The sequence below is a fragment of the Pseudoduganella albidiflava genome, assembly GCF_004322755.1.
In the GTDB taxonomy this organism is placed as follows: Bacteria; Pseudomonadota; Gammaproteobacteria; order Burkholderiales; family Burkholderiaceae_D; genus Rugamonas; species Rugamonas albidiflava.
The window spans coordinates 5,296,238-5,323,177 of sequence record NZ_CP036401.1 but is presented as its reverse complement, the minus strand read 5'-3'; the positions used below and the strand labels follow the sequence as shown (position 1 = coordinate 5,323,177).

At 64.1% G+C, this 26,940-nt stretch carries 22 protein-coding genes, 2 tRNA genes and 3 rRNA genes; 15 read left to right on the top strand and 12 right to left on the bottom strand.

Features of this window, described 5'->3' with window-relative positions:
- Positions 1-38: 38 nt before the first annotated feature.
- From EYF70_RS22120 to EYF70_RS22110, 3 genes are all read right to left on the bottom strand, one after another.
- Positions 39-875 (bottom strand): spondin domain-containing protein, encoded by an 837-nt coding sequence (locus tag EYF70_RS22120; protein WP_165497762.1) that lies wholly within the window; start codon positions 873-875, stop codon positions 39-41.
- 429 nt (positions 876-1,304) lie between these two features.
- The gene (locus tag EYF70_RS22115; protein ID WP_131147324.1) at positions 1,305-1,940 is read right to left on the bottom strand and encodes an NrsF family protein; all 636 of its coding nucleotides are present in this window, start codon (positions 1,938-1,940) and stop codon (positions 1,305-1,307) included.
- A complete protein-coding gene (locus tag EYF70_RS22110; RefSeq protein ID WP_307722066.1) occupies positions 1,940-2,461 on the bottom strand; it encodes a sigma-70 family RNA polymerase sigma factor in 522 nt (173 codons plus the stop codon). Before EYF70_RS22110 ends, EYF70_RS22115 begins: the two co-directional genes overlap by 1 nt.
- Before the next feature lie 726 nt (positions 2,462-3,187).
- Here EYF70_RS22110 and EYF70_RS22105 point away from each other — a divergent pair.
- The 5 genes from EYF70_RS22105 (at position 3,188) to rrf (ending at position 8,309) form a co-directional block, all read left to right on the top strand.
- Positions 3,188-4,718, top strand: a 16S ribosomal RNA gene (locus EYF70_RS22105).
- An 81-nt stretch (positions 4,719-4,799) separates the two neighbouring features.
- Positions 4,800-4,876: transfer RNA gene (locus EYF70_RS22100), tRNA-Ile, on the top strand.
- Positions 4,877-4,883: 7 nt separating this feature from the next.
- A tRNA-Ala gene (locus EYF70_RS22095) sits at positions 4,884-4,959 on the top strand.
- Positions 4,960-5,174: 215 nt separating this feature from the next.
- Positions 5,175-8,066: ribosomal RNA gene (locus EYF70_RS22090) — 23S ribosomal RNA — on the top strand.
- 130 nt (positions 8,067-8,196) lie between these two features.
- Positions 8,197-8,309: ribosomal RNA gene (gene rrf, locus EYF70_RS22085) — 5S ribosomal RNA — on the top strand.
- Together the 16S, 23S and 5S rRNA genes with 2 tRNA genes alongside form the textbook arrangement of a ribosomal RNA operon.
- Before the next feature lie 556 nt (positions 8,310-8,865).
- On the opposite strand, the gene aac(6') is transcribed toward rrf, so the two are convergent.
- Positions 8,866-9,312 (bottom strand): aminoglycoside 6'-N-acetyltransferase, encoded by a 447-nt coding sequence (gene aac(6') / locus EYF70_RS22080; protein WP_131147323.1) that lies wholly within the window; start codon positions 9,310-9,312, stop codon positions 8,866-8,868.
- Positions 9,313-9,545: 233 nt separating this feature from the next.
- Between aac(6') and EYF70_RS22075 the strand changes: the two genes are divergently transcribed.
- Entirely contained in the window at positions 9,546-10,742 is a 1,197-nt protein-coding gene (locus tag EYF70_RS22075) for an MFS transporter (protein ID WP_131147322.1), read from the top strand.
- On the opposite strand, the gene EYF70_RS22070 is transcribed toward EYF70_RS22075, so the two are convergent.
- Positions 10,731-11,666, bottom strand: a complete 936-nt coding sequence (locus EYF70_RS22070) for a LysR family transcriptional regulator (protein WP_131147321.1) — start codon at positions 11,664-11,666, stop codon at positions 10,731-10,733. The two genes, EYF70_RS22075 and EYF70_RS22070, sit on opposite strands and share 12 nt — an antisense overlap.
- Positions 11,667-11,779: 113 nt before the next feature.
- Between EYF70_RS22070 and EYF70_RS22065 the strand changes: the two genes are divergently transcribed.
- Complete coding sequence (locus tag EYF70_RS22065; RefSeq protein ID WP_131147320.1) at positions 11,780-12,535, top strand: SDR family NAD(P)-dependent oxidoreductase; 756 nt, start codon at positions 11,780-11,782, stop codon at positions 12,533-12,535.
- Between the two features lie 14 nt (positions 12,536-12,549).
- Entirely contained in the window at positions 12,550-12,954 is a 405-nt protein-coding gene (locus EYF70_RS22060) for a limonene-1,2-epoxide hydrolase family protein (RefSeq protein ID WP_131147319.1), read from the top strand.
- A gap of 115 nt (positions 12,955-13,069) precedes the next feature.
- Here the strand turns inward: EYF70_RS22060 and EYF70_RS22055 are convergent, their stop codons facing one another.
- Positions 13,070-13,564 carry a peptidase associated/transthyretin-like domain-containing protein gene (locus tag EYF70_RS22055; protein WP_131147318.1) on the bottom strand — a complete coding sequence of 165 codons (495 nt, stop codon included), beginning with the start codon at positions 13,562-13,564 and terminating at the stop codon, positions 13,070-13,072.
- A gap of 419 nt (positions 13,565-13,983) precedes the next feature.
- Between EYF70_RS22055 and EYF70_RS22050 the strand changes: the two genes are divergently transcribed.
- Positions 13,984-14,490 carry a hypothetical protein gene (locus EYF70_RS22050; RefSeq protein WP_131147317.1) on the top strand — a complete coding sequence of 169 codons (507 nt, stop codon included), beginning with the start codon at positions 13,984-13,986 and terminating at the stop codon, positions 14,488-14,490.
- Between the two features lie 370 nt (positions 14,491-14,860).
- On the opposite strand, the gene EYF70_RS22045 is transcribed toward EYF70_RS22050, so the two are convergent.
- From EYF70_RS22045 to EYF70_RS22035, 3 genes are all read right to left on the bottom strand, one after another.
- Complete coding sequence (locus EYF70_RS22045; protein ID WP_131147316.1) at positions 14,861-18,280, bottom strand: DUF4450 domain-containing protein; 3,420 nt, start codon at positions 18,278-18,280, stop codon at positions 14,861-14,863.
- Between the two features lie 126 nt (positions 18,281-18,406).
- Positions 18,407-18,838: a hypothetical protein gene (locus EYF70_RS22040; protein ID WP_131147315.1), complete on the bottom strand. Its 432-nt coding sequence runs from the start codon at positions 18,836-18,838 to the stop codon at positions 18,407-18,409.
- Positions 18,838-19,551, bottom strand: a complete 714-nt coding sequence (locus EYF70_RS22035; protein ID WP_131147314.1) for a S24 family peptidase — start codon at positions 19,549-19,551, stop codon at positions 18,838-18,840. The genes EYF70_RS22040 and EYF70_RS22035 overlap by 1 nt, the downstream gene beginning before the upstream one ends.
- A 164-nt stretch (positions 19,552-19,715) precedes the next feature.
- Here EYF70_RS22035 and EYF70_RS22030 point away from each other — a divergent pair, with 164 nt between their 5' ends.
- Complete coding sequence (locus EYF70_RS22030) at positions 19,716-20,144, top strand: hypothetical protein (protein WP_131147313.1); 429 nt, start codon at positions 19,716-19,718, stop codon at positions 20,142-20,144.
- A 17-nt stretch (positions 20,145-20,161) separates the two neighbouring features.
- Here the strand turns inward: EYF70_RS22030 and EYF70_RS22025 are convergent, their stop codons facing one another.
- Complete coding sequence (locus EYF70_RS22025) at positions 20,162-21,043, bottom strand: CAP domain-containing protein (protein WP_131147312.1); 882 nt, start codon at positions 21,041-21,043, stop codon at positions 20,162-20,164.
- A gap of 221 nt (positions 21,044-21,264) precedes the next feature.
- On the opposite strand from EYF70_RS22025, the gene EYF70_RS22020 reads away from it, so the two are divergent.
- The gene (locus EYF70_RS22020; protein WP_229420503.1) at positions 21,265-21,741 is read left to right on the top strand and encodes a GNAT family N-acetyltransferase; all 477 of its coding nucleotides are present in this window, start codon (positions 21,265-21,267) and stop codon (positions 21,739-21,741) included.
- A 71-nt stretch (positions 21,742-21,812) separates the two neighbouring features.
- Positions 21,813-22,232 (top strand): hypothetical protein, encoded by a 420-nt coding sequence (locus tag EYF70_RS22015; RefSeq protein ID WP_218943712.1) that lies wholly within the window; start codon positions 21,813-21,815, stop codon positions 22,230-22,232.
- Between the two features lie 104 nt (positions 22,233-22,336).
- Here the strand turns inward: EYF70_RS22015 and EYF70_RS31160 are convergent, their stop codons facing one another.
- Positions 22,337-22,648 (bottom strand): hypothetical protein, encoded by a 312-nt coding sequence (locus tag EYF70_RS31160; protein WP_165497760.1) that lies wholly within the window; start codon positions 22,646-22,648, stop codon positions 22,337-22,339.
- 252 nt (positions 22,649-22,900) lie between these two features.
- On the opposite strand from EYF70_RS31160, the gene EYF70_RS22005 reads away from it, so the two are divergent.
- The 3 genes from EYF70_RS22005 to EYF70_RS21995 are packed head-to-tail and all read left to right on the top strand — an operon-like array spanning position 22,901 to position 26,366.
- Entirely contained in the window at positions 22,901-23,284 is a 384-nt protein-coding gene (locus EYF70_RS22005; protein WP_131147310.1) for a phosphonate transporter, read from the top strand.
- Complete coding sequence (locus tag EYF70_RS22000) at positions 23,281-24,621, top strand: sensor domain-containing diguanylate cyclase (RefSeq protein ID WP_229420502.1); 1,341 nt, start codon at positions 23,281-23,283, stop codon at positions 24,619-24,621. The genes EYF70_RS22005 and EYF70_RS22000 overlap by 4 nt, the downstream gene beginning before the upstream one ends.
- Complete coding sequence (locus EYF70_RS21995; protein WP_229420501.1) at positions 24,618-26,366, top strand: putative bifunctional diguanylate cyclase/phosphodiesterase; 1,749 nt, start codon at positions 24,618-24,620, stop codon at positions 26,364-26,366. Before EYF70_RS22000 ends, EYF70_RS21995 begins: the two co-directional genes overlap by 4 nt.
- Here the strand turns inward: EYF70_RS21995 and EYF70_RS21990 are convergent.
- Entirely contained in the window at positions 26,344-26,928 is a 585-nt protein-coding gene (locus EYF70_RS21990; RefSeq protein ID WP_165497759.1) for a Rhs element Vgr protein, read from the bottom strand. The genes EYF70_RS21995 and EYF70_RS21990 overlap by 23 nt on opposite strands.
- Positions 26,929-26,940: the final 12 nt, after the last annotated feature.

The following is a 26,940-nucleotide window of genomic DNA, read 5'->3' as shown; positions in this document are numbered from 1 at the left end:
GAGCGTCCGATCGTCCGGACGCCCGCCTCGGGTTCTGCTTACCTGACGATGAGCGTTACGCGCGCCACGGGGTTCATCCACCGGTAAGTGGTGTGGTCCAGCACACTGTCGCCGTCCGCAGCGCTGCCCACGATGCCACGGTGCACATGCACATATCCCTCTGCCCTGGTATTGGCAAAGCCCGGCGCGCCACGATGGAGGTCCGGTGCATCGTCGAGGAATGGCGGCAGTCCCAGGCCCGGTTGACCGACGCCGGGGGCGCTGGCCTGCGCTTCGTTGTTGGCCTCCGTGCCGGCATCATAGCCATTGAGCGTGTACACATACTTGCCCGGCTTGGTCGGAATCTCGATCGCGTTCAGGGCCGTAAAGGCATCGTTGGTGGGCACCAGCATCGCGAGGATGGACAGGCGGGTGTCGAGAGTGCCCTTGCGAGGGGGAAGCTTCGTCGTGGCGGTGTCTCCTGGCTTGAGCGGGCCGTTGGCGGGGTTCAGCACGGCGACCGAGCCGGCCGGCAGGCGTTCCGCCAGTGGTGCGATGTCGCCGATCTCGGCCAGTGCCTGCAGTTCCGGCGTTGCCGGTTTGCCTTCCGTAAAAGCGGTGTACGTGGCAGGGTGCGCGGCCACCAGGATCGGCGCGAACCAGGTCGCATGCGTGAGGTTGGTGACGCTGACGGTAACGCTGAGCGGGCGGATTCCGGCGGGGGATTTCATGTCCGCTTCGTCCGCGTGCACGGGCACCGCCGCACCCGACGCCGCGAGCGCGCACGCGAGGGTGACGCCTGCACGCAGTGCTGGCTGGCGTGCCGCGGGAGTGGACTGGGCGGTGGTGGAAGAGGCAGGCGCGACGCGTTCACCGAAAGCGAAAAACTTGTTCATGACATTCCTTTGCATGGCAGTGCCGGGGACCGGCGGTTGAGGGAGCTGCTGCTGCCGGCCGCATCCGGATGCGGGAAAACTGCCGACGCAAGTGAATTCGCCGGCACGCACCGAATGGTTACAAGGGAATGCAAATATTTTTTTGAAGGCGCGGTTCGCCCTTCGTTGAGGTCAATGCCGGGTGCTAATGCCGTTCAGATAAGCCCACCCCCAAAGGCAGATTCCGGGGTCAGACCCGCCGGGGTGAAGCAGGGGTTTCGCGAAGCATGCTTCGCGCCTGCGGAACGGTGCTGGCATGCAGGCCAGCACTCCCTCCTGACCCCAGCCCTTCGCCATTGGGGTGAATGCATGCGCTTTCAATGCTTCGGGTAATGCTTAACTTAACGGCATTACCGCCGGGTACGGATTTTCTCGAATGGAGAAGGCGGCCTACCAGGCCAGTACCGCACGGCCGATGAGGGCGCCCACGGCGGTAGGGATCAGGATGCCCAGCAGGTACCAGAACGCCACGAAGCTCGGCGCCAGTTCCGGGCAATGCAGGCAGTACAGCAGCGCCGCCGTGGCGCCCGCCGCGAAGCCGGCAATGGCACCTGCAAGCCGGAGCCGGGTGGGGGCGAGCCCGCGCATCACGTTCAGCATCGCCGCGAAGATCGGCAGTGCCAGCAGCGCAATCAGGAATGGGCAACTGCGCCACGTGCTGCCCCAGAACTGCTGCGCGCGGGTGCCCGTGTCGGCAACGAGCAGCGTGGCCGCGGCGGCGATCGCCATCACGACCAGCGGGGCTGCCAGCAGCCAGGGCAGGCCGCCGAAGCGGGCTCCGGGAATGGCCGCGATGCTGACCGCTCGCAGGCCAGCGGTGGCAAGGGCGGCAACGAAGGCACACTTGAGCCAGAAAAGCGGTGCGCCGGCCCACTGTTCCAGGTGTGGCCTCACGCCCAGCGTGGCCGCCATCAGTACCGCGCTCAGCACCGCGGCCATGGCCACCGGCGTCCACGTGAGCAGGGAAGGGCGCCGGTGCACGGCGCCATCCTTTGCGAGCATCGCTATCAAATCGTCGGTTTGCATTATTTGATCCGTAGTTTTTCCGCAAGCGCCTTCAGGCCCCGGTGCACCGCCACCTTCACGCTGGCTTCCGAGATACGTAGCGCGGTGGCGGTTTCCCGCACCGACCAGCCATCCACCTTGGTGTGCAGGATCGCCGCGCGTTGCTGCTCGGGCAGCAAGGTGAGCACCTTGTTCAAGTCGCGACCGGCATCCGCCGCATCCGATGCCGCGCTGGAAAACAGTTCATGCTCGTCGTCGAGCGGATCGTTGAGCGCATCCTGGCGGGCATGGCGGCGCATCCAGTCTATCAGCTTGTACTTGGTGATCGCATACATCCAGGACGTCAGCGGCGCCGCCGGGTCATAGGTGTGGCGCTGGTTGTGGATCGCCAGCAGCGATTCCTGGACGAGGTCTTCCACCTCATCCGGCCATTTCTGCATGCGCCGCCGCAGGAATGCACGCAGGTGGGTGGCGGCGGTCTGCAGGAACAGGCGGTAAGCGGCATCATTGCCTTCCATTCCCTTCGATATCAGGGCCTTCAAGTGCGTTTCCGTAGTTTGCAGGGCCGCTCGAGGGGACATTCGGTGCACGTTGGTGTGGCTATGAAAGGGAAGGCGAATGCGCATCCTCTGGTTTGCAGGAGGATGATAACTTAATTGCAACTTCGGTAATAGCCGCGGCTTGGCCCTATAAGCGCAAAGTTGCGCGCTTGGCTGATCGGCTGGATGGCAATGGCTACTCCGGGTCCCTGCGTTACGCCGCTTGTCGCCGCGCTGGCGAACCAGATAATGCGCGAGCGGGGTTCTTGCATAAAGCGCATCTCTTTATGGCAAGGGTAGCGAAATGAATGCGGGGGTATTGCAGAGTCGAATCGGCTTTGCTATAGTTCTGTCCCTCGCAGCGAACAACGACGCAGCGAGCGGTGGAAAGCGCAGGGATGGATACTGAGGCTGGAAACTGAGGGGTTGACGAGATGCACGAAACACCTGATAATCTCGCTTCTCTGCTGCTGACAAACACAACGATTTGTCGACGGATAGAACGAAAGTTCACCCGATCCGCAGCAAGCCTTCAAGGGCAGAATTCTTTAACAATCAACAGTCGATAAGTGTGGGCGTTTGATGTGATGTGCCCTGAACTTCGGTTCAGATAGCTCAAAATATATAGCATCAAACGCTTACACAAGTAATAAACGTGACTATCTAACGATAGTTCGTCAGTTATTTGAGTAAGTGACCTCCGATAGCAGTATCGGAAAAACAGAGATTAAACTGAAGAGTTTGATCCTGGCTCAGATTGAACGCTGGCGGCATGCTTTACACATGCAAGTCGAACGGCAGCGCGGGCTTCGGCCTGGCGGCGAGTGGCGAACGGGTGAGTAATATATCGGAACGTGCCCAAGAGTGGGGGATAACGTAGCGAAAGTTACGCTAATACCGCATACGATCCAAGGATGAAAGCAGGGGACCGCAAGGCCTTGTGCTCCTGGAGCGGCCGATATCTGATTAGCTAGTTGGTGAGGTAAAGGCTCACCAAGGCGACGATCAGTAGCTGGTCTGAGAGGACGACCAGCCACACTGGAACTGAGACACGGTCCAGACTCCTACGGGAGGCAGCAGTGGGGAATTTTGGACAATGGGGGCAACCCTGATCCAGCAATGCCGCGTGAGTGAAGAAGGCCTTCGGGTTGTAAAGCTCTTTTGTCAGGGAAGAAAAGGGTACGGCTAATATCCGTGCCTCATGACGGTACCTGAAGAATAAGCACCGGCTAACTACGTGCCAGCAGCCGCGGTAATACGTAGGGTGCAAGCGTTAATCGGAATTACTGGGCGTAAAGCGTGCGCAGGCGGTTTTGTAAGTCTGTCGTGAAATCCCCGGGCTTAACCTGGGAATGGCGATGGAGACTGCAAGGCTAGAGTTTGGCAGAGGGGGGTAGAATTCCACGTGTAGCAGTGAAATGCGTAGAGATGTGGAGGAACACCGATGGCGAAGGCAGCCCCCTGGGTCAAGACTGACGCTCATGCACGAAAGCGTGGGGAGCAAACAGGATTAGATACCCTGGTAGTCCACGCCCTAAACGATGTCTACTAGTTGTTGGGTCTTAATTGACTTAGTAACGCAGCTAACGCGTGAAGTAGACCGCCTGGGGAGTACGGTCGCAAGATTAAAACTCAAAGGAATTGACGGGGACCCGCACAAGCGGTGGATGATGTGGATTAATTCGATGCAACGCGAAAAACCTTACCTACCCTTGACATGTCAGGAACCTCGGAGAGATCTGAGGGTGCCCGAAAGGGAACCTGAACACAGGTGCTGCATGGCTGTCGTCAGCTCGTGTCGTGAGATGTTGGGTTAAGTCCCGCAACGAGCGCAACCCTTGTCATTAGTTGCTACGAAAGGGCACTCTAATGAGACTGCCGGTGACAAACCGGAGGAAGGTGGGGATGACGTCAAGTCCTCATGGCCCTTATGGGTAGGGCTTCACACGTCATACAATGGTACATACAGAGGGCCGCCAACCCGCGAGGGGGAGCTAATCCCAGAAAGTGTATCGTAGTCCGGATTGTAGTCTGCAACTCGACTGCATGAAGTTGGAATCGCTAGTAATCGCGGATCAGCATGTCGCGGTGAATACGTTCCCGGGTCTTGTACACACCGCCCGTCACACCATGGGAGCGGGTTTTACCAGAAGTAGGTAGCTTAACCGCAAGGAGGGCGCTTACCACGGTAGGATTCGTGACTGGGGTGAAGTCGTAACAAGGTAGCCGTATCGGAAGGTGCGGCTGGATCACCTCCTTTCTAGAGTCGGCACTGATCGCAAGATCGTGCATCAAACGCTCACACTTATCGGCTGTTGTTAGAGAAACAGTAGAAGCGCGCGGGTCTGTAGCTCAGCTGGTTAGAGCACCGTGTTGATAACGCGGGGGTCGTTGGTTCGAGCCCAACCAGACCCACCACGAACACGGGGGATTAGCTCAGCTGGGAGAGCACCTGCTTTGCAAGCAGGGGGTCGTCGGTTCGATCCCGTCATCCTCCACCATCGCTTCTGTTAAGAAATCAAATCTAAGCCCTGCGGTTTAAATTTGATCTTTTAGAGATCACTGCTGTTTCGTTCTTTAACAATCTGGAAGAAGTAAAGTTTTATTAAGCGTATTCAGCAATGAATACACTTAGGGTAGTGTTCCGAAAGGAACGCATACAAAAACTCATCAAACACAGTAGTAAATGCTTGTGCTATAGCCGTCAAGGTTATAGGGACAAGTGAATAAGTGCACATGGTGGATGCCTTGGCGATTACAGGCGATGAAGGACGTAGAAGTCTGCGATAAGCTTCGGGGAGCTGACAAACGAGCATTGATCCGAAGATTTCCGAATGGGGAAACCCGGCCTTATAGGTCATCACTCACTGAATACATAGGTGTGTGAAGCGAACGCGGCGAACTGAAACATCTAAGTAGCTGCAGGAAAAGAAATCAACCGAGATTCCCAAAGTAGTGGCGAGCGAAATGGGAAGAGCCTGCATATGATAGTCGGACTGGTAGTGGAAGCCTCTGGAAATAGGCGCCATAGTGGGTGATAGCCCCGTACGCGAAATCAGACCGGTGGTACTAAGTATGCGACAAGTAGGGCGGGACACGAGAAATCCTGTCTGAATATGGGGGGACCATCCTCCAAGGCTAAATACTCGTAATCGACCGATAGTGAACCAGTACCGTGAGGGAAAGGCGAAAAGAACCCCGGGAGGGGAGTGAAATAGATCCTGAAACCGTGTGCATACAAACAGTCGGAGCGGACTTGTTCCGTGACGGCGTACCTTTTGTATAATGGGTCAGCGACTTACATTCAGTAGCGAGGTTAACCGAATAGGGGAGCCGCAGAGAAATCGAGTCCGAACAGGGCGCTAGTTGCTGGGTGTAGACCCGAAACCAAGTGATCTATCCATGGCCAGGTTGAAGGTGCGGTAACACGCACTGGAGGACCGAACCCACTAATGTTGAAAAATTAGGGGATGAGCTGTGGATAGGGGTGAAAGGCTAAACAAACTTGGAAATAGCTGGTTCTCTCCGAAAACTATTTAGGTAGTGCCTCAAGTATCACCATCGGGGGTAGAGCACTGTTATGGCTAGGGGGTCATCGCGACTTACCAAACCATTGCAAACTCCGAATACCGATGAGTGCGAGCTTGGGAGACAGACATCGGGTGCTAACGTCCGGTGTCAAGAGGGAAACAACCCAGACCGCCAGCTAAGGTCCCAAAGATTGGCTAAGTGGAAAACGAAGTGGGAAGGCTAAAACAGTCAGGATGTTGGCTTAGAAGCAGCCATCATTTAAAGAAAGCGTAATAGCTCACTGATCGAGTCGTCCTGCGCGGAAGATGTAACGGGGCTAAGCCAGTCACCGAAGCTGCGGATATTTTTCCTGTAATTTATTACGGGATCGATATGGTAGGAGAGCGTTCTGTAAGCCTGCGAAGGTGTCTTGTAAAGGATGCTGGAGGTATCAGAAGTGCGAATGCTGACATGAGTAGCGATAATGCGGGTGAAAAGCCCGCACGCCGTAAGCCCAAGGTTTCCTGTTCAACGTTCATCGGAGCAGGGTGAGTCGGCCCCTAAGGCGAGGCAGAGATGCGTAGCTGATGGGAAGCAGGTTAATATTCCTGCACCGTCGTATGATGCGATGGGGGGACGGATCGCGGAAGGTTGTCTGACTGTTGGAATAGTCAGTTTCTGGTTCATAGAAGGTGCTTAGGCAAATCCGGGCACATAATTCAAGGGACTGGGACGAGCGCCCATGTGGTGCGAAGCAATCGGAAGTGGTTCCAAGAAAAGCCTCTAAGCTTCAGTCATACGAGACCGTACCGCAAACCGACACAGGTGGGCGAGATGAGTATTCTAAGGCGCTTGAGAGAACTCGGGAGAAGGAACTCGGCAAATTGGTACCGTAACTTCGGGAAAAGGTACGCCCCAGTAGCTTGACTGCTTTACTGCAGAAGGGTGACAGGGTTGCAATAAAATGGTGGCTGCGACTGTTTAATAAAAACACAGCACTCTGCAAACACGAAAGTGGACGTATAGGGTGTGACGCCTGCCCGGTGCTGGAAGATTAAATGATGGGGTGCAAGCTCTTGATTGAAGTCCCAGTAAACGGCGGCCGTAACTATAACGGTCCTAAGGTAGCGAAATTCCTTGTCGGGTAAGTTCCGACCTGCACGAATGGCGTAACGATGGCCACACTGTCTCCTCCCGAGACTCAGCGAAGTTGAAGTGTTTGTGATGATGCAATCTACCCGCGGCTAGACGGAAAGACCCCATGAACCTTTACTGTAGCTTTGCATTGGACTTTGAACCAATCTGTGTAGGATAGGTGGGAGGCTTTGAAGCGGGGACGCCAGTTCTCGTGGAGCCAACCTTGAAATACCACCCTGGTTTGTTTGAGGTTCTAACCTTGGTCCGTTATCCGGATCGGGGACAGTGCATGGTAGGCAGTTTGACTGGGGCGGTCTCCTCCTAAAGTGTAACGGAGGAGTTCGAAGGTACGCTAGGTACGGTCGGACATCGTGCTAATAGTGCAATGGCATAAGCGTGCTTAACTGCGAGACCGACAAGTCGAGCAGGTACGAAAGTAGGACATAGTGATCCGGTGGTTCTGTATGGAAGGGCCATCGCTCAACGGATAAAAGGTACTCTGGGGATAACAGGCTGATTCCTCCCAAGAGTTCATATCGACGGGGGAGTTTGGCACCTCGATGTCGGCTCATCACATCCTGGGGCTGTAGCCGGTCCCAAGGGTATGGCTGTTCGCCATTTAAAGTGGTACGTGAGCTGGGTTTAAAACGTCGTGAGACAGTTTGGTCCCTATCTGCCGTGGGCGTTGGAAATTTGAAGGGGGCTGCTCCTAGTACGAGAGGACCGGAGTGGACGAACCTCTGGTGTACCGGTTGTCACGCCAGTGGCATTGCCGGGTAGCTAAGTTCGGAAGAGATAACCGCTGAAAGCATCTAAGCGGGAAACTTGCCTTGAGATGAGATTTCCCGGAGCCTTGAGCTCCTTGAAGGGTCGTTCGAGACCAGGACGTTGATAGGTCAGGTGTGGAAGTGCAGTAATGCATTAAGCTAACTGATACTAATTGCCCGTACGGCTTGTCCCTATAACCTTGACGGTTATGAATCATGATGATTCCTCGCATTTACTCTTTGATGAGAGTTACCCTCGCTTTACTTCTTCCGGATTGAGCAGTGACGTTGCCCCACAGGGGACGGCACTGCGTACAAGTCATGCCTGATGACCATAGCAAGTCGGTCCCACCCCTTCCCATCCCGAACAGGACCGTGAAACGACTTTGCGCCGATGATAGTGCTGCAACCAGTGTGAAAGTAGGTTATCGTCAGGCTGTTATACCGAGAAAAGCCCACCAGTGATCTGGTGGGCTTTTGTCATTTGTGCTTCCTGCTTTGTAATACGCCGCGAACTTGGCTCCGGGTCGCGGGTTTTTTTGCTCGGCCGGGCACTGCCCGACCTCGCTCCACTCACAGGACCGTGAAACGACTTTGCGCCGATGATAGTGCTGCAACCAGTGTGAAAGTAGGTTATCGTCAGGCTGTTACATAGAAAAACCCCGCTAGCGTGTGCTGGCGGGGTTTTTTGCTTTTGGCCACCCAAATTGTTACCGAAAAAACCGGGGACAGGCTCCGATTTCGCCGCGAAACCTGCAGCGAAACCGGGGACAGGCTCCGATTTCGTCGCGAAACTGGCAACGAAACCAGTGACAGGCTCGGATTTCGGGAAACCTTTCGAAAATAATCGGAGCCTGTCCCCGGTTTTCAGAAACCTTTCGAAAGAAATCGGAGCCTGTCCCCGGTTTTCTGGGGCGACCAGACGCATGGGAAGACCGGTGTCCGACATCCGAAGGATGTCCGGCACCAGAGTCATCGATCGACGGGGATTGGCTACGGGATCAGCTTCCGGAAGAACACCACGCGCTCGGTCTCCTCGAAGCCCAGCGCGCGGTGCATGGCCTGGCTGGCCGCGTTATCGAGCAAGGCGTCCGATGCCAGTTCGGTGCAGGCGCAGGCCTTGGCCCAGGTGACGACAGCGGCGACCAGCAGGGTGCCGATGCCGTGCCGGCGGAAGGCAGGCGCGACATAGATGCCTTCGACGAATGCCACCGGCGAGGTATCGGTGCCGTTGACGTAATCTGTTCGCAGCGCGGCTTCCACGAAGCCGGCCGGCTGCCTGTCGTCTTCATACGCGACCAGCTGGAAGAACCTGCCCGGCTGATCGAGGAGAACCTGCATCTCGGCCAGGTGTTCGTCCGGAGAACCTTCCGGCCAAAGCTGCCGCCGCAGGGCGAGCCAGCCATTCTGGCCCGTGGAAGTGCATTGAACCAGCTGCATGGTGGACCTTTCGCGTGTTGCGGGCTCGTCGGCTGTCGGTCATCAGCTTACACCACGCCGCACGCTTCAGGTCCCGCCCGGCCCGCCCGCGGCCAATCGATTACACTGCGCAGCCAACCCGATCACCGATTTACAACACAAACTCGCAGCTTCGGCTTACAACACCGTGCATTACCCAGATCGCCCCGTTCCCCGACCCCTGCCTGCTGCACGCCATCAGCCAGGAGGCCTGGATGCCTGACCTCGGCAAAGCCCGTATCGCCGCCATGTCCGTGCTGTTCTGCAATGGCGTGATCTACGCCTCCTGGGGAACCCACGTGCCGACCATCAAGGATAAATTTTCGCTGTCCGAAGCCAACCTGTCCCTGTCGATGCTGTCGGTCGCGCTGGGCGGCATCCTCATCATGGCCTGGGCCGGACGGTGGATCGCGAAGGTGGGCAGTGCGCGCGCCTCCGTCAACAGTGGCGTGCTGATGGCGCTCGCCGCCTTCGGCATCCTGCTGATGCCGCAGTACACGCTGCTGCTGTTCTGGCTGGCCTTGTACGGCGCCATGTCCGCGGTAAACGACGTGGCCGCGAACTCGCAGGCGGCCGTGATCGAAGCGACCTTCGAGCGCCCCGTGATCGGTTCGCTGCACGGCGCCTTCAGCCTGGGCGGGATGTTTGGCGCGCTCGTCTCCAGCGGCTGGCAGGCGATGCAATGGCCGAACCAGTGGCACCTGGCGGCCGTGTGCACGCTGTGCGCCGTGCTGACGCTGTCGACGGCCCGCTGGCTGCTGCCGGAACCGGCGGCCCATGCGAGCGAAGATGGTGGGGCGCATGGCAGCCAGCCATTGGCGCCGGCGGCCAGGCGCAAGCTGGTCGTGCTGGGTTGCCTGGCCTTTCTCGCGCTGATCGTGGAAGGGGCGATGTACGACTGGACCGCCGTGTACATGCGCGACGTCGCCATGGCCAGCGGCGGTTTCGTCAGCGCCGGCTATGCCGCGTTCTCGATCGGCATGGCAACCGGGCGCTTCACCGGCGATCCCGTGCGGGCGCGCTTTTCCGAAGGTGCGCTGGTGGTGGCCAGTTGCGCGCTGTGCGCCGCCGGGCTCGGATTGGCGCTGCTGCTGCCTGCGGTGCCCACCGCGCTGGCGGGATTCCTGGTGTGCGGGCTGGGTGTGGCGAACATCATTCCGGTGATGTTCTCGTCGGCCGGGCGCATCGCGCTGGCCAATGGCGTATCGCCGTCGACCGGGCTGGCCATCACCACGCGCCTGGCCTATGTGGGCTTGCTGGTCGGGCCGGTGATCGTCGGCTTCGTAGCGCACCGCTCCGACTTGCGCACCGCGTTGGCGCTCAGCCTTCTCGGTGTCGTGGCGATCGCCGTTGCGTCGCGCCGTGTCTTCGCGTTCGACGGACCTGCGGTGCCGCAGCCGTCACGCGTGTGACGGGACGGCGGCGAACCGCTCCGCCAGCCGGTCGCGTTCGAAGGCCTGGGTGACGAAGTCGACGAAGGCGCGCGTTTTCGCCGGCAGCAGGGCGCGGCTGGCGTAGTAAAGGGAGATGGCGCCCGCATCGGCGTGCCAGTCTGGCAGTACGCGCACCAGGGTGCCTTGTTCGAGTTGGGGTAGTACGTCCGGCACGGCGAGCATGGCGATGCCGAGTCCCAGCAGGGCCGCTTCGCGCATGGCGGCCGGGTCGCTCAGCACGAGGGAAGGGGAAGCCTCCATGGCCACTTCCTCCCCGGCGCCGTTGCGCAAGACCCAGGTGCGGATGCGGCCGTTCTGCAGGGAGCGCGAGGCGATCCAGTCCACTGTCCGGAGGTCCGATGGATGGGCGGGTTGCGCGCGTGCCTGCAGATAGCCTGGCGAAGCCACCGCGATCACGTGCGCCGGGGCGAGCCGCCGCGCCACCACGCCCTGCCGTAATTCGAAGCCACCGCCGATCGCCGCGTCGTATCCCTCGCCCACCAGGTCCACCTGCCGGTTCTCGAAGTGCCATTCCGGTCGGATGCGCGGGAAGCGCGCCAGGAATTCGGGCAGCATCGGCATCAGCCAGCCCATGCCGATGCTGGGTGACATGCTCACCCGCAGCACGCCGGACGGCTCCAGCCGCTCGGTCGAGACGGCGGCCAGCGCCGACTGCAGTTCTTCCAGGCTGCCGGCAATACCCTGGCGCAGTTCTTCGCCCGCCTCCGTCAGCGCCAGGCGCCGGGTGGAACGGTGGAACAGCCGCGCGCCCAGGTTTTTCTCCAGCATGGCGACATTGCGGCTCACCGCCGCCGGCGTCAGGCCCAGCTGGCGTGCCGCTTCCGAAAAACTGCCGGCATCGGCCGTGCGGATGAAGCATTCCAGGTTGCTGAGGGTTTCCATGCCAGGATTTTAAACGAATCCTTGAAAATGACTGAAGCGATAAGCCACTAATCAAGAAGGAATAAAACCGCGATAGTAGAGCCACTTCCAAACACCTATCGAAAGGAAACACCATGAACACCCATCTGCCCCTGCAAGGCCGCGTCGCTCTCGTTACCGGTGGTTCGCGAGGTATCGGTGCCGCGATCGTGCGCCGCCTGGCACGCGACGGTGCCGACGTCGCCTTCAGCTACGCCGCGTCGGAACAGCGCGCCAATGAGGTCGCCGGCGAAGTCGAGGCACTGGGCCGCCGCGTGCTGGCCGTGCGCGCCGACCAGGCCGACCAGGCGGCAGTGGCCGAGCTGGTGAAGACGGTGCATGCGACCTTCGGGCGCCTCGATATCCTGGTCAATTCGGCGGGCGTGTTCGTGACCGGCGCCGTGGACGACAGCACGGTGGATCTCGCCGCGATCGAACGCCAGTTCGACATCAACGTCAAGGGCGTGGCCGCCGCGGTGCGTGCCGCCGCGCCGCTGCTGTCCGAAGGGGGCCGCGTCATCTCGATCGGCACCACGGGGGCGGACCGGATCCCGTTCGGCGGTGCGGCCGACTATGTCGCGTCGAAGGCTGCGGTGGCCGCTTACACGCGCGGCTGGGCGCGCGACCTGGGAGCACGCAGCATCACCGTCAACGTGGTGCAGCCGGGGGCGATCGATACGGAAATGAATCCCGCCGATGGCGCCTTCGCCGATACGCTGAAGGGCATGGCAGCGCTGGGCCGCTATGGCCGGCCGGACGAGATTGCCGCCGCGGTGGCGTTCCTGTCGGGGCCGGATGCCGGCTATATCACCGGCGCCACGCTGAACGTCGATGGCGGCCAGTCGGCCTGAACGAGGAGAACGCCATGAACCCGATACAGGTCGCCGAGACGTTCTTCGCCTGCTGGAACCACAACCGCATCGACGAAGCGCTGGCGATGCTGGCCGACGATGTCCTCTACGACAACGTGCCGTTGCCGGACATCGTCGGCCGCGAAGGCGTAGCGGATTTCCACCGCGGCTTCGGCATCGGCACGGACTTCCTGCTGGACTGGAAGATCACGCACATCGCCGCGGCGGACAACGTGGTGCTGAACGAACGCATCGACATCTTCCGCCACCGGGACGGCGGCGAAATCAGCCTGCCCGTGATGGGCACCATCACTGTCGAGGATGGCCGCATCACCGTGTGGCGCGATTACTTCGACCTGGGCGATTTCGAGCGCCAGCTGGCGGTCATTCGGGGCGGGCAGGGCGGGCAGGACAGCTGAACGCAGGGCAGCCAAGGCAGGGCAGCGAGGCAATTCATTAGGGCAGGCGGGTGAAGCAACGAGGGCATGGCGTGCCGGTATCGGCAGCCATGCCCTCGCTCTGTGGAACGGTCGATCAGGGTGCCGAAATCAGCTTCGCGTGCTTCATCACTTCCGGCGACAGCTCGGTGGTCGACACGATCGTCAGCGGTGCCGCACCCGCCACCTTTTCCTGCGAGGCATCCAGGGTCGCGGTGACCGATTCGGGGAACGAGTACATGGCGCCGGTGGCCGGATCCACTCCCACCATGCCGATCAGGCCGCCGAACACGATGTTGGCGATATACCAGCCGTTCACATTGCTGTTGAGGGTGAGTTCGCGATCGCTGAAGCCTTCTTTCGTGACCACCACCTTGTACGATTCCGACTTGAAGTAGCCGGCGCCCCGCTTGAGTGTCAGGGTGACAGGCGTCAGGCCGCTATGGATCTTTTCGCCGGCGCGGTTGGTGACCGACACGCTGGCGCCTTCCGGCACGCTGCGGATGCTGATCGGCTGGGTGCTGCCATTCATGATGCTGGCACAGCCGGAAAGCGTGACAGCCAGCAGGCCGGCGATGAGGAGGTGGCGCATGGTATTTCCCTTTCAGTTTTTATTGCGGGGATGGTAGCGGGCAGCTGAATGACAGAGCAATAAAAATATTCTACAAATAAATATTTGTTGTTGAGAAACATCAATTGCTTGAGTTGCCCTGCGAGCCGTGGGGCATGCCGTGGAAAGCCCGCGCTGCGAGGGATGGCCATCCTGCGAACTCGCATGGGAGCAAACAATCACAGCGAATTTTCTCGCATGGGGCGGCGGAAAATCCCGCGCCGTTCGTCAAAGGACTGAGACCACACAGCGAGCTTGCAATGGATACAGGAATTGCCGAACGGGGAGTGACCGACAACGAGCACCTGAGGGGGCAGGGATGGCCGGCGCCTGCCAGCGTGCGCCCACGTCCCTTGGCTGGGCGGGAGGTTCCGCCCAGGTCAGCGCCGCCGGCGCCCGGGATGTCGCCGCTGGCCCGCGCCATCGCGGCGCTGGCACCGTTCGGCCAGGATGCGCGCCGCCGTGAACGCTTCCTGGCGGCCCGCGAGCAGGGCTGCTGCCATCAGTGTCACGCGCCGTTGCAGAATCTGCTGAACGATTGCCCGTGCCCGCACTGGTTCATCACGTCGGCCAGCACCGTCGAGCGCATCGCGCCGGTGCTGCGCATGTATGCGCTATCCGACGTGCTGCACTTCCTGCTGCTGCACGTGGAAGCCGGCAATGCCGGTCGCGCGCCGACGAGCAGCCAGCTTGCCGCCCTGGCCCGGCGCGACGGCCACGAGCTCAAGGTGCGCCTCGGCAGGAAACAGTGGAGTTTCCGTACCACGCGGGCCGGCGCCGAGGGCGGCCAGCTCGTCGTGGAACTGTTCAATCCGCGCACGGGCAAGCACTGCGCGATCGACCTGCCGGCCAGCGGCGTGGATCTCGACGTGATGGAAGCGGTCACGGAGGCCATCCGCGGCGGGTAAGGCGCGACGGAACGTGCATAGCCGTTGCCTCGAATATGGGGGCTGTGCCAGATGCCACTTCGTTAAGTGACCCCACCCCAAGGGCAGATGCCGGGGTCAGGGGGGAATGCTGGCATGCATGCCAGCATCGTTCCGCAGGCGCGAAGCAGGCTTCGCGAAACCCCTGCTGCACCCCGGCGGGGCAGAGCAGGGGTTTCGAGGAGCACTGCTCCTCGCCTGCGTAGCGGTACCGGCATGCATGCCGGTACTCCTTCCTGACCCCAGCCCTTCGCCGTTGGGGTGAAGGCATGCGCTTTCAATGTGTCGGGTAATGCTTAACTCAACGGCACTAGGGTCCGTCCCCATTTTTGAGGCAACTCTTGCATGCGGGTCATGGGTCCAGCGTGAGCCCCATCAGCCCGATGACGACGTCGTTGGCGAGGGCGCGCACGGTCACGCTGTGCAGCGTCTTCGAGCGGTCCAGCGGCACTGGCAGCACCGTGGCGGCGCCGCCGTCGATGGTTTCGCGGCCGGCGCCCTTGAAGGTGGCCGGATCGGGCACGGATATCCTGGCTGTCTTCAGGTCGACGCGCACGGGCAGCGTGCCGCACAGCCGGAACTGGTAATCGTCCAGGAAGTAATCGCGCTCGCTGGGCCACCAGTTGTCCGGGTTGCGCAGCGGCGTGCGGGTGCGGGTGCCATCCGTGTACCGGACCACGATCTCGCCGTTGTCAACGCGGCTCTGCATGTGGTTCGTCGAGCCGGCCATCAGCAGGAAGGCGCGCGAACCCTGGCCCGCCAGCGGCACGGTGATCTCGCGCGGGTAGTTGCTCCATTGTGAAACGAAGGCCACGTTGGCGCCGGCGGGCGGTGTCGCGAATGTCAGGCCGTTCGGCAGGCGCAAGGTGCCGCGGAGGGCGCGCAGGCCGGCGTCGTCCAGCTTCGGCAAGTCGTTCACGTGGCCAGCCCAGGCGCCGGTGCCTTGCGCGGGCAGGGCCAGCGTCACGTGCGGCGAGCGGGGCGACAGGTACTTGAACGGCTTGAACAATTCCGTGACGCTGTCGTTGAAGGCACCAGCCAGGGGCACGTGCCGCGGCTGCACCGGCGCGCCGGATGTCCAGCCAGGGCCGGCCAGCGTGCAGGCCGCCGATGTCGCAGCGGTAGCGGCTGTCGCAGATGCCGAAGATGCCGCAGATGCCGCAGATGCCGCAGGCGCGGGCACGGCCGTCCACCAAAGGAAATCGCCCTGGCGCACCTGGCGGAAGCCATCGCGCGGCACGGTGCCCGCCGGGGTGGCGCGGGCGGCATCGATCGGGTCGCCGCGCCAGGCGATTTCGATGGTCGCCTGCGCGGCCAGCGGCACGTCGACCAGCAGACGGGGCGCGCCCACCGCATCGGCCTCGGCCTGCCAGCGGGCCGGCTGGCCGTTCACTGATACGCTGGCCACGTTGGCGGTGCGCGCCGGTACCTGCAGCGCCAGTTGCCGGAAGCGCGGCGCTGCTGCGCTGGCCGGCTGGCTGACTTGCCATGTCTCCCGGTTGCCGTCGCGGCGGTAGGCGATGCCCACATCCGGGTGCTCGAGCCGCGCGTGGTTCCAGTCGCGCGGCAGGCCGGGGCGCACCGCCAGCACGCCGGCCAGCGCATCGGGCCGCACGCCGAACAGGCCTTCGACCAGCGCGCGCGACATGACGCCCGAGCCATCGGCGAAGTCGCGCTGCGATTCGCGGCGGTACACGTCCAGGTAATTCATGCTGCCGATGTTGCCGGGGCTGATGCCCATGTACAGGCTGGCCAGCAGCGCGCTCTTGGCGAGTGCGTAGGCGCTTTCGGCGCGGTCCGCCTGCCAGTAGGCCAGCGCCGTGTGCAGGTTTTCCGACATCACCACGTTGTTGATCGACCAGGTGTACGGCATCCAGTCGCTGGTCGGCAGCACGGCATATGGGCGGTCCGCCGGCACGCCCGGGCCGCGCACGGGCAGCGGGCGCAGGTGGCGGTCCAGGTCCGCCGCCATGCGCGCTGCCTCGAGCCGCGTCGGCACCTGCGAATCGAGCGTGTGATAGAACGACCAGAGCGCATAGCTGGGGTGCAGCAGCTTCTCGCCCAGGCTGTCGCGGTACTCTGCGAACGCGCCGCGCCCGGGCATCCACAACTGCTCGCGCATGCCGCGCTGGATCGCCGCCGCTTCCGCTTCATACGGCGCGGCATCCTTGCCGATCAGCCGGGCGATGCGCGCCGCCATCGCGTTGTGCCAGGCGTTGTAGGCGGAGGTGTGGGTGACGCCGCCGCCGTTGTAGTACAGGTCGTCGCTGGCCCAGATCGCGGCGTAGGCATCGTACAGCGGCAGCTTCGACGGGCCGAACTCGCGGCGGAACAGCCGGCGCTCCCAGGCGAGGTGCCGTTCCAGCACGGGCCACGCGGCGCGTGCGTAATCCAGGTCGCCGGTCCACAGCAGGTGGCGCAGCAGCGCATCGACGAAGCCGATGTTCATGTCGTAGTGCGACTGCGTGAGGTTGCCGTTCGAATGCATGCCTGCCCGGTTGCGGGCCAGGTTGGTGGCCTGCTCGGGCGGCGGCACGCTGGCGGGAACCGGCGCCGTGTTCTGCTGCGCGGTCCAGCCATCGGCGTTGCGGCGGAAGCGGTCGTGCCAGCCCAGCGCATCGAGCGCATACGGCCCGCGCCAGCCCAGCAGCCTGCTGCGCCACGCCACGGCGCCGTGCATGATGGCCTGCTGGCTGTCGTCCCATACGGCATCGGCGGCCACGTTCAGCGCCCCCATGGCCGCGTTCAGGTAAGGGTCCGGCGTGTCGATGCGCACCTGGTTGCGCACGCGGGTGAAGTGGCGAGTGGCGTCGGCGAAGCGTTGCGCCAGTTCGGCCGGCGTGAAGCGGGGCAGTGGCGCACGCGGCCCTTTCTGGTCATCGGCCGCACCGACTTCGCGGTACACCTGGGGCTCCTTCGGCTGTTCGCGCGCGATGACCTGCAATGCGAGGTGCACCGGCTGCGCACCCAGCGGCACGCTGCCGAGCGCCACGTTTTCGTCCGCCGCTTCAGGCGATGCGAGCAGGGCTGGCAGGGTATTCCAATGGCTGGCGGCAGCCGTGCGCACCCGCGCGGGCACGCTGGCGGTGGCGCTGATCGTGGCCTTCGGCGTGCTGACTGTAAAACCTTGCGCCGAGACGTCGAAGCGGGCGCCGCGTGCGAAAGCCGGCGTGAACTGGAAGAATTCGCCGATGGGCACGCGCTCGGTGCCGATGTCGCCATCGCGCCGGCCGCGCTGGCCATTGCCGGGGCCGAACGCGAACACCAGTTCCGCGCCCGCCGGCAGGCTTTCGCCGCGCACTTCGACGCCCAGGCTCTCGGTGGCGGCGTAGGCCACGGCCGCCACCTTCAGGCGTCCGTGCGGGCCCAGCAAGTCGTCACCGATGTCGTAATGCAGTTCGCCGGGGCGGTAGCGCGCCTGCACGCGGCGTGCCTCGTGCAGCCACAGCGTGCCCGCGGCCGTGCGCAATCCGAGCCGCAGGTTGCCGCCACGGCCTGGCAGGTACAGCGAAAATTCCGGCCGGTCGCCACCATCCACGCGGAAGGCGGTATTGCCGCCATAGAGCGGGCGGTTGAAGAATTCCCGGCCGTCGTCGATGACGAAATCGGCGCCGTCGGGACGGTAGCGCAGCGGGCGGTCGAGCTGCCCCTCCAGGTTGGGCGCGAGGGCCGGGGCCTCGGGCTTGTAGGGTTCCGCCGCCTGCGCGGGGCTGCTGCCTGCGGCGATGCCCGCGAGCAGGCAGGCCAGGGCGACTGCCTGCCGTATGCTCATCGGTATGCTCATCGGTATGCACATCGGTATGCTCATCGGCGAACGGTAGCGGAAAAACGTTTTGCGGTGGCTGGCGCGCCCGCAATACTCACCGGGTTGATCGGACCCGCCGCGCCTTCCCGAGACCTAGAACGGCTGCGGCAGTTCCAGCGACAGCCGCGCGGTGCCGACCGGTATGCCGTCCCCGGTGGCGCGCACTTCAAATACGCACTCGTGGAATGTCAGCCACGCCGGGACCGGGAAGATGTGGTCGACCGTGTAGATGGCATCGGCGTGGCCGGGTGGCGGGGCGACCGCCGCATCCTCGTAGGTGATCCAGTCGATCTCCATGCCGTGCGCCCACAGCGACAGCGCCAGCTTGCGCAGCGGCGCGGGCACGCCGGTCTTCGCACCAGGTTCCCCATGCACCTCCACGCTGGCCCAGATACACAGTTCGGCGATGGCGCCGGGCGCCGCCAGCAGGATCCGGTCGTGCGCGCCGCCGATGAAATGCAGCGACTGCGTGCCGGCATTGTCCACGCCGTCGACGAAGGCGCAGGCCAGGCGGCGTGCCGGCATCAGATATTCTCGCTTTTCTTCAGCACCACGCGGCCGATCAGCAGGCAGGTCACGCCGTCGCACAGCTTGCGGGGAAAGCGCCGCTGGTCGGGATTGTCGGACGTGAGCCACCAGTGGCCGGCATCGCGGGTGAGGCGCTTGACCACGGCCTCGCCTTCATAGTTGACGGCGAAGACCTGGCCATCGGCGGGTGTCTTGTCGGCCGTGTTCACCACCACCAGGTCGCCCTTGTACAGGCGCGGTTCCATGCTCTCGCCGGTGACTTCCAGGGCCAGAAGGTCTTCCCACTTGTAGCGGTTGCGCGCGATCCAGTCGGTCTCCACGCCGAACGAGCCGCCGGCTTCCTCGTCCGGCTCCACCGCGAAACCGACGATGCCCGCGGAAAGGCGCAACCGCACGCGGCGGATCTGCACGATGCCGGGACTGTGCGCATCGATCGCGCGCACGCGCAGGAAGGCCGGTGGCGCCGACACTTCCTCGCCGGGGGCGATCGCGCCCAGGTCGAAGAACATGGCCGGCAGAGACAGGTCGCCTTCCAGCTTGCGGGCGATCTTTTCGCTGAACGCGCGCCCTTCCCGGTAGGTGGCGGACAGGATCTGCGACAGGCGCGCCTCGCTCCAGCCGCAGGCCTCGGCCAATGCCTTGCGCGTGCCCGAATAGTGTTCGCGGATCAGGGAGGTGAGCCGCTCTCGTCGATGTTGATAGATGTTCATGAAAATACCGTGCAACGGGGGTGGTTTCGATAGATTAGCAAACGCTTGACTCTGACTATAGCAATTGCTAAAGTCGGATGCAAGCGGCCTGATGTTTTATTGCGTTCACTCAAGCAAATAAATGGCAGTGCCAGGACGCGAACCACACCAGGAGACAAGGCATCATGACCATCGTAATCGGCGCGGCCGGCAGCGCGCTTCTCACCATCTTTGCGGCGCCGTTGCTGGCCGGCGCCATTGCGTGTGCACTCACATTTTTGTTCATGTGGCCCCGCACGCGTCGCGAAGGGTGGGTGCGCTTCATCTGCGCGATCGCCATGGCCGGCATCGCCGGGCCTTTCCTGCTGGCCGCGCTGCATTCGTGGTGGCCCACGCTGTTCGTCTCGGCCGGTTCGGTGATGGCGCTGTGCGGCATCGATGCCTCCCTGGGCGTGGCCATCGTGGCCGTGCCGATGCTGGTGGTGGCGGCGCTGCCCGCATGGTGGCTGCTGGGCGGCGTGGTGCGCTGGCTCGACCGGCGCCGCGACCAGGATATCGCCGAGATCGCCCGCGCCGCGGCGCAGGCGGTGAAGGACGTGAGGAATTCGCTGTGAGCGGGCGGGGCGCGATGTCAGCGTGCCAGCACCTGCGTCCAGTACAGCGTGCCGCGCACCGGGTTGACGGCATAGCCGACGCCCATTTCCACGAACGCCGCGTTCATGATGTTGGCGCAGTGGCCGGGGCTGTCCAGCCAGCCCTGCACGGCTTCCTGCGCCGTGCGCTGCCCGGAGGCGATGTTCTCGCCGATGGTGCGCCACTTGTAGCCGGCGCGCAGCGCCCGGTCGCCGACCACGCTGCCATTCTTTTGCTGGTGGCTGAAATAGCGCACCTGCGCCATGTACCGGCTGTGCGACAGGGCCGCCGCATCGAGCGCGGGATTCAGGCGCAGCGGCGGCGCGGCGGCGAACTGGCGGTCGCCGCACTGGCGCGGCGCGGCGCGCGCGGCATTCACCGCGGCCAGCGTCTCCTCGCCGATGCCTTCCGGCGCCGGCAGTTCGCGCCGCTCCGGGCGGGCCAGCACCACGTGCCAGCCATCGGCCACGCGGATCGTGCCGATCGCGGTGACGTCGGTGCCCAGCAGGCGCGCGCAGTACTTCTCGCGCAGCGTTTCCATCGCTTCGGCCGCATCCGCGGCGCCGGAGATGAACACGGCTTCGGCATGTTCGACAGGGTAGCCCGCGCGTTCCAGCGCCGGTTCGAGGAACGTGCCGGAAACGATGCGGATTTGCGACAGCGCCGCTTCCACGGCAAGCGGCGGCACGGAGGCGGCCGACGTGCCGGCGCAGCTGCCCGGCGCGGCGCGGTAGGCGTTGATCAGGGCGGCCAGGTTCGGCGCATGCGGTGCCTGCGCGGGCAGGGCAAGGGCGGAAACGGGCAGCAGCGACGCAGGCACGAGCGCCACTGACAGCAGGGCCGCGCGTCGTGCAATATTGCTGAAAGATGAATTGGACATCGGTGGTATTGCCGGGTAAAGAGCGATCTTGCCGCAAATGGGGCCATCGGGCAATACAGCAATGGTTCAATGTCACGGGGCCGATGCACGGTTTCAATGCGGGGGCCGTGCGCGCGGCGATGCTGGAACGCGACGGGAAGGCGTGCCGCCGAACCGCCAGGGATCGTCCGGATTCGCCGCCAATGGTAAGCTGGCGGGCTACGCCATCCAGCCTGCCGATCTTGTCTTCCCCATCCCTCCAGCCGAGTCCCGAAGCACGCACTGTCCACGTGTCGCTCGAACCGCACATCGCCTATACCGCCGCGAACTCGCCCTGGGGCGTGCGCGCGTGGCGCTGGCACATCCTGGCCGATGGCGTGCGTGCCGGTTCGATCAGCCTGCGCGACGGGCACTCGCATGTCTTCACGCACCTGCTCGGCCATGTCGGCTTCGCTGTCGAGGCGGCGTTCCGCGGGCAGGGCGTGGCCGGGCAGGCGGTGCTGGCGCTGCTGCCCGAGATAGCCAGGCTGGGGCTCGCCACCGCGTGGATCACCACCACGCCGGACAATGTCGCCTGCCAGCGCGCGCTGGAGCGGATCGGCTGCACGCTGGTCGAGGAGGTGCCGATTCCACCCTGGTATGCCACGTACGGAAAAGGCGAGCGCACCAAGCTGCGCTACCGGCTGGCGGTGGATGGCGAACGATTACCTGGCACGTAATTGGCGCGATGCGGTGCCGGCGCGACACTGGCTTCACTGCTTCATCGTCAACCACCGCCAAGGAGATCGCCATGCAAACCGTCCAGCCATCCGGCCTGCTCAAATCCATCCTGCTGATCGATGCCGCCGCCAGCGGCGCAATGGCCGCCGGCCACCTGCTGTGGCCCGGCATGCTGGGCACCACGCTGGCCTTGCCCGGGGCGCTGCTGTCCGGCACCGGCCTGTTCCTGGCAGGCTATGTGCTGCTGCTGGTCGGACTGGCGCGCAGCCGGGCCGTGTGGCGGGCGCTGGTGTTGTTCGTGATTGCCGGGAACGTGGGGTGGGCGGTGCTGAGCGTGGCACTGCTGGCCGGCGGCGTGCTGGTGCCTACCGGACTGGGAGCCGCCTATGTGCTGGCCCAGGCGGCCGGCGTGCTGGGGTTCGCGGCGCTGCAGTACCGCGGGCTCGGCCGGTCGGCGCCGGTTGCAGGCCGCGGTGCCGCGCTGGCGTAGCCTGGCTCGAATGAAGATGGCCGGATAGATCCGGCTCCGGATGAAAAATGGCCCGCGGATGCGGGCCATTTTTCCTTGCGGCGTGAATCAGATTCTTTTACTGCTTATTTCTTCACCGAGTTGTCGTCCGCATTGCTCGGGGTGGTGGGCGACGTGCCCGGCGTTGCGGTCGGCGACGTGGTGCCGGACTGGTTCCACTGGCCCGAGCTCGTCGAACCGGAAGCGCTGGAACCGGAGGTGCTCGAGCCCGACGTAGCGGAACCCGCGGTGCCCGAATCCATCGAGCTGCTGCCCGAGGTGGTCGAACCGGTTGCCGAGCTGTCGCTCGCGCCGCTGGAACTCGTGGTGTCGGTGGTGCTGCAAGCGGCCAGGCCGAAGCACAGGGCGGCTGCGAAGATAGCTTTGGTCATGGTCATGATCAGTTCCTTTTCCAGAGAGTTGATGGTTGACTCGAGCGTTAATGCTAGCATTGGATGCAACAAGACCGCGTTCCATTACCCCTCGAAAAGTCATGTTTCCGCGAGGGGAACCGTTGGTTTCAATCGTGCGTGGATTGACAGGACGTTATGCCCATGTCAGCATATATTTCCGCACATCAACCTCGGTGGCAACCTTGCTGGTCGCTCGACGGTGGATGCTGGCCTGCAATCCCGTTACCTGGAGTTTCGATGACCGCACTTGCCTTCGACCAGCCCGACCTTGGCGCGCGCCTTGCGTCACTCGGCGATGAACAGCTCGACGATGCCGCCTTCGGCATCATCGGTTTCGATGACGCCACCGTGGTGCGCCGCTACAACCGCTTCGAATCCCAGGCCGCCGGCCTGGCGCCGCACAGCGTGCTGGGCCAGCCGCTGTTCGCCAGCGTGGCGCCATGCATGAACAACTTCATGGTGGCGCAGCGGTTCGAGGATGCGCAGGCTGAGGGCACGGCGCTGGACGCGACGATTCCGTATGTGCTGACGTTGCGGATGCGGCCCACCAAGGTGCTCCTGCGCCTGCTGGCGGAACCCGGCGCGGCAACGCGCTACGTGCTGGTGCAGCGTCAGCCGTGAATACCCCGGCGGCAGGCGGCCCGGGCGCCAGTGCGGACGCGGACCTGGCGGCCGAACACGAGGCGCTGATGCAGTTCCTGTACCTCGCTCCCGTCGGCCTGGTGCAGGCCAGGGGCGATGGCGAGATCACGCTGATCAACCCGATCTCGGCGCAGTTGCTGATGCCGCTGTCGCGTGACGGCTGCCTGGACAACCTCTTCACCGCGCTGCAGGACGTGGCGCCGGACGTGCGCGTGCTGTGCGAAGAGTTCACCGCGCCGCGTGGCCGGATCTGCGACGGCATGCATATCCCGCTGCATGGCGGCGGCCGGCGCAACGTTCCGGGCATCCTGTCGCTGTCGATCGTCAAGCTCGATGCGCAGCGCCTGATGGCGGTGCTGCAGGATGTCACGCTGCAGGTGCAGCGCGACCGCCAGCTACGGCAAAGCGACGCCTGGCTGAACGCACTGCTGGCCAGTGTCGCCGATTATGCGCTGGTGAGCCTGGACAGCGAAGGCCGCGTCGAGCAGTGGAACGGCAGCATCGGCCGGGTGACCGGCCACGGCGAGACGGTGGTGGGCCAGTCGTATGCCGTGTTCGAGCCTGGCGATACGACCACGCCGGAGCACGCGCGCGACCTGCTGCGCGAGGCGGACGCCAACGGCTGGAGCCTGGACGAGGGCCTGCGCCTGCGCGCCGATGGCACGCCGTTCTGGGCCAGCGCGATGATCACGCCGCTGCCCGAACGCGACCCCGCCGCGGCCGAGACCGATCCCGCCTACTGCCTGGTGCTGCGCGACATCACCGACCGGCGCGATGCCAGCGAAAGCTGGCGCCAGGCGGTGTTCGCCGATCACCTGACAGGCGTGGCGAACCGCCGCGGCTTCTACCATGCGGCCGAGCTGGAGCTGGGGCGCGCGACCCGCTCGCCGCGGCCCGTGGCCCTGGCGCTGTTCGATCTCGATCACCTCAAGGCGGTCAACGACACCCACGGCCTGCACGTGGGCGACGCCGTGCTGCGCGCCTTTGCGCAGGCCTTGCGCGACACGTTCCGCGCGGTGGACGTGGTGGCGCGCCTGGGTGGCGAGGAGTTCGCCGTGCTGCTGCCATCGACCAGCGTGCCCCAGGCCTGCGCGGTGGCGCAGCGCCTGCTGGCGGCCGTATCGGCCCTGACGGTAAAGGTCGACGGCGTGGCGGTGACGTTCACGGTGAGCGCCGGCGTGGCCGCCTGGGATGCGCAACTGGGTGGCATCGACGACCTGCAACAGCGTGCCGGCCGGGCACTGCAAGCCGCCAAGGCGCAAGGCCGCGACCGCGTGGTCTGCTGGAGCACCGACATGATCGGCACCGCCGCATGATGGGGCACGACGACAAGCTCGCCTACGAGGCGCTCCTGCAGTTCCTGTACCGCACGCCGATCGGCATGCTGCAGGCCGATATCGGCGGCGCCGTCGAGATGCTCAATCCGATGGCCGCGCAACTCCTGATGCCGCTGGTCCCGCACGGCGCGCTCGACGACCTGTATGCGATCTTCGCCACCGCCGCGCCGGACTTGCGCGCCGCGGTGGAGCGCTGCGATACGCCGTCCGGCGTGGTGGTGGAAGGCTTGCGGATCGATGCGCCGGACGGGCGCGACGGGCCGCTGGTGCTGTCGCTGTCGGTGATGAAGCTCGACCGGCACCGGCTGATGGCGGCGGTCAACGACATCACGCTGGAAACCCGGCGCGAGCAGGAACGGCTGGCCAGCCGGCTGTCGTCGGCGGCGCGCACCGATGCGCTGACGCGCATGCCGAACCGCAGCGCCGTGCACGAGGAGCTGCAGGCGATCCTGGCGCGCGGCAAGGGCAGGGACGGCGCCCATGCCGGCTTCGCGGTACTGTTCATGAACTGCGACCGCTTCCGCCAGGTGAACGACACGCTGGGCCAGGCGATGGGCGACCGGCTGCTGGTGCTGGTGGCCGAGCGCATCCGCAACGTGCTGCGCCCGCCCAGCGACCGGATCGCGGTGGGTGCGCGCGGCGGGCAACTGGCGGCGCGCGTGGGCGGCGACGAATTCGTGGTGGTGCTCGATGGCCTGCGCCGGGTGGAAGATGCCGAGAGCGTGGCCACGCGGATGATCGGCGCGATCGGCCACGCCTACCACCTGCAGGGGCATGACGTGGTCTGCAACGTCAGCGTGGGCATCGCGTGGGGCGAGGGCGACGATCCCGATGCGCTGCTGCGCGACGCCGGCATCGCCATGCTGGAAGCCAAGCGTGCCGGCGGCGCGCGCTTCGTGCGCTTCGCGGCCGAGATGCGCGAGCGGTCGGCGCGCCGCACCGATATCGAGACGGACCTGCGCCTGGCGCTGCAGGCCGACCAGCTGTTCGTGGTGTACCAGCCGGTGGTGGCGCTGCGCCCCGATGGCGGCACCGACCACTCGGCCGGCGTCGAGGCGCTGGTGCGCTGGCGCCACCCGGTGCGCGGCATCGTGCCGCCATTCGAATTCATCGGCGTGGCCGAGGAATGCGGCTTGATCGGCCCGCTAGGCGACTTCGTGCTGGAGCGCGCCTGCCGCGACTTCGTGCGCTGGCAGCACGAGCTGGGCGACCTGGCCCCGCGGCTGCTGGCGGTGAACCTGTCGCGCGCGCAACTGGGGCAGCCTAACTGGGCCGGCACCGTGGCGCGCATCCTCGCGGAGACGGGCATGGCAGCGGAGCGGCTGCAGCTCGAGGTGACGGAAAGCCTGGCGGCGCAGGATACCGACGTGCAGCAGCGCCTGCACGAACTGAAGGCGCTCGGCATCACGCTGGCGCTGGACGATTTCGGCACCGGGTACTCGTCGCTGGCCAGCCTGCACCTGCTGCCGGTGGACACGGTGAAGATCGACCGCTCGTTCGTGAGCCAGAGCGAAACCAGCCACCATCACCGCGTGCTGATCGAGGCCACCGTGAAGGTGGCGCAGAGCCTGGGCATGAGCACCGTGGCGGAAGGCATCGAGACGGACGCGCAAGCCACGGTGGTGCGCACGCTGCAATGCGACAAGGGGCAGGGCTACCTGTATGCCCGGCCGCTGCCGAGCGACGACCTGGCGGCCTGGCTCAGGCAATCCTCCGGCGCCTGAGCAGTGCCATCGCCTGCCGGGCGAATGGCCACCGAAGGCGCGGCAGGCTGGCCGGGTCCGCCGGATCGGCCAGGAAGTCGCCCAGCACTTCTTCGAACAGCCACGCGTCGCCCGCGTACTGCTTCTGGCGCATCGCCCCCGGTTCGCCCAGCCAGCGCAGCGCGAACCAGTCGGCCAGCAGGTCGCCTTGCGCTTCCATGTTGAAGTCGGCCAGCCGCCGGCCCGGCGCCAGCCGGTAGCGGTAGGACAGCCCGACGCGCAGCGCGCCGCGGCACATCACCGGATAACCCAGCTGCCATTGCCACACGTGCACCATCTCGTGCATGAACCACAGCAGCCGCCAGGCCGGCGCGCGCGAAAAGTCTTCCTGCCAGTCCTCGGGCCGGAACCAGATGTGCCCATCCGGCGCCATCGCCGTGTGGCGCCATTGCAGCCCGAAAAACCAGCCGCGCGCATGGATGCGCACCCGTGCGTAGTCGATCGCCGCGCCGAACAGCTTGCGGCAGCAGGCGATCTCACCGGAGGTCAGCGGGCGGGAGCGGCTATTCTGGCGTTCAAGCATTTGTTGTTGACC

Bases quoted from the DNA above. Each gene is read 5' to 3' on its own strand.
- EYF70_RS22120 (WP_165497762.1), bottom strand. From the start codon at position 875: ATGAACAAGTTTTTCGCTTTCGGTGAACGCGTCGCGCCTGCCTCTTCC.
- EYF70_RS22115 (WP_131147324.1), bottom strand. From the start codon at position 1,940: ATGCAAACCGACGATTTGATAGCGATGCTCGCAAAGGATGGCGCCGTG.
- EYF70_RS22075 (WP_131147322.1), top strand. From the start codon at position 9,546: ATGCCTGACCTCGGCAAAGCCCGTATCGCCGCCATGTCCGTGCTGTTC.
- EYF70_RS22070 (WP_131147321.1), bottom strand. From the start codon at position 11,666: ATGGAAACCCTCAGCAACCTGGAATGCTTCATCCGCACGGCCGATGCC.
- EYF70_RS22065 (WP_131147320.1), top strand. From the start codon at position 11,780: ATGAACACCCATCTGCCCCTGCAAGGCCGCGTCGCTCTCGTTACCGGT.
- EYF70_RS22060 (WP_131147319.1), top strand. From the start codon at position 12,550: ATGAACCCGATACAGGTCGCCGAGACGTTCTTCGCCTGCTGGAACCAC.
- EYF70_RS22055 (WP_131147318.1), bottom strand. From the start codon at position 13,564: ATGCGCCACCTCCTCATCGCCGGCCTGCTGGCTGTCACGCTTTCCGGC.
- EYF70_RS22050 (WP_131147317.1), top strand. From the start codon at position 13,984: ATGTCGCCGCTGGCCCGCGCCATCGCGGCGCTGGCACCGTTCGGCCAG.
- EYF70_RS22045 (WP_131147316.1), bottom strand. From the start codon at position 18,280: ATGAGCATACGGCAGGCAGTCGCCCTGGCCTGCCTGCTCGCGGGCATC.
- EYF70_RS22040 (WP_131147315.1), bottom strand. From the start codon at position 18,838: ATGCCGGCACGCCGCCTGGCCTGCGCCTTCGTCGACGGCGTGGACAAT.
- EYF70_RS22035 (WP_131147314.1), bottom strand. From the start codon at position 19,551: ATGAACATCTATCAACATCGACGAGAGCGGCTCACCTCCCTGATCCGC.
- EYF70_RS22030 (WP_131147313.1), top strand. From the start codon at position 19,716: ATGACCATCGTAATCGGCGCGGCCGGCAGCGCGCTTCTCACCATCTTT.
- EYF70_RS22025 (WP_131147312.1), bottom strand. From the start codon at position 21,043: ATGTCCAATTCATCTTTCAGCAATATTGCACGACGCGCGGCCCTGCTG.
- EYF70_RS22015 (WP_218943712.1), top strand. From the start codon at position 21,813: ATGCAAACCGTCCAGCCATCCGGCCTGCTCAAATCCATCCTGCTGATC.
- EYF70_RS31160 (WP_165497760.1), bottom strand. From the start codon at position 22,648: ATGACCATGACCAAAGCTATCTTCGCAGCCGCCCTGTGCTTCGGCCTG.
- EYF70_RS22005 (WP_131147310.1), top strand. From the start codon at position 22,901: ATGACCGCACTTGCCTTCGACCAGCCCGACCTTGGCGCGCGCCTTGCG.
- EYF70_RS21995 (WP_229420501.1), top strand. From the start codon at position 24,618: ATGATGGGGCACGACGACAAGCTCGCCTACGAGGCGCTCCTGCAGTTC.
- EYF70_RS21990 (WP_165497759.1), bottom strand. From the start codon at position 26,928: ATGCTTGAACGCCAGAATAGCCGCTCCCGCCCGCTGACCTCCGGTGAG.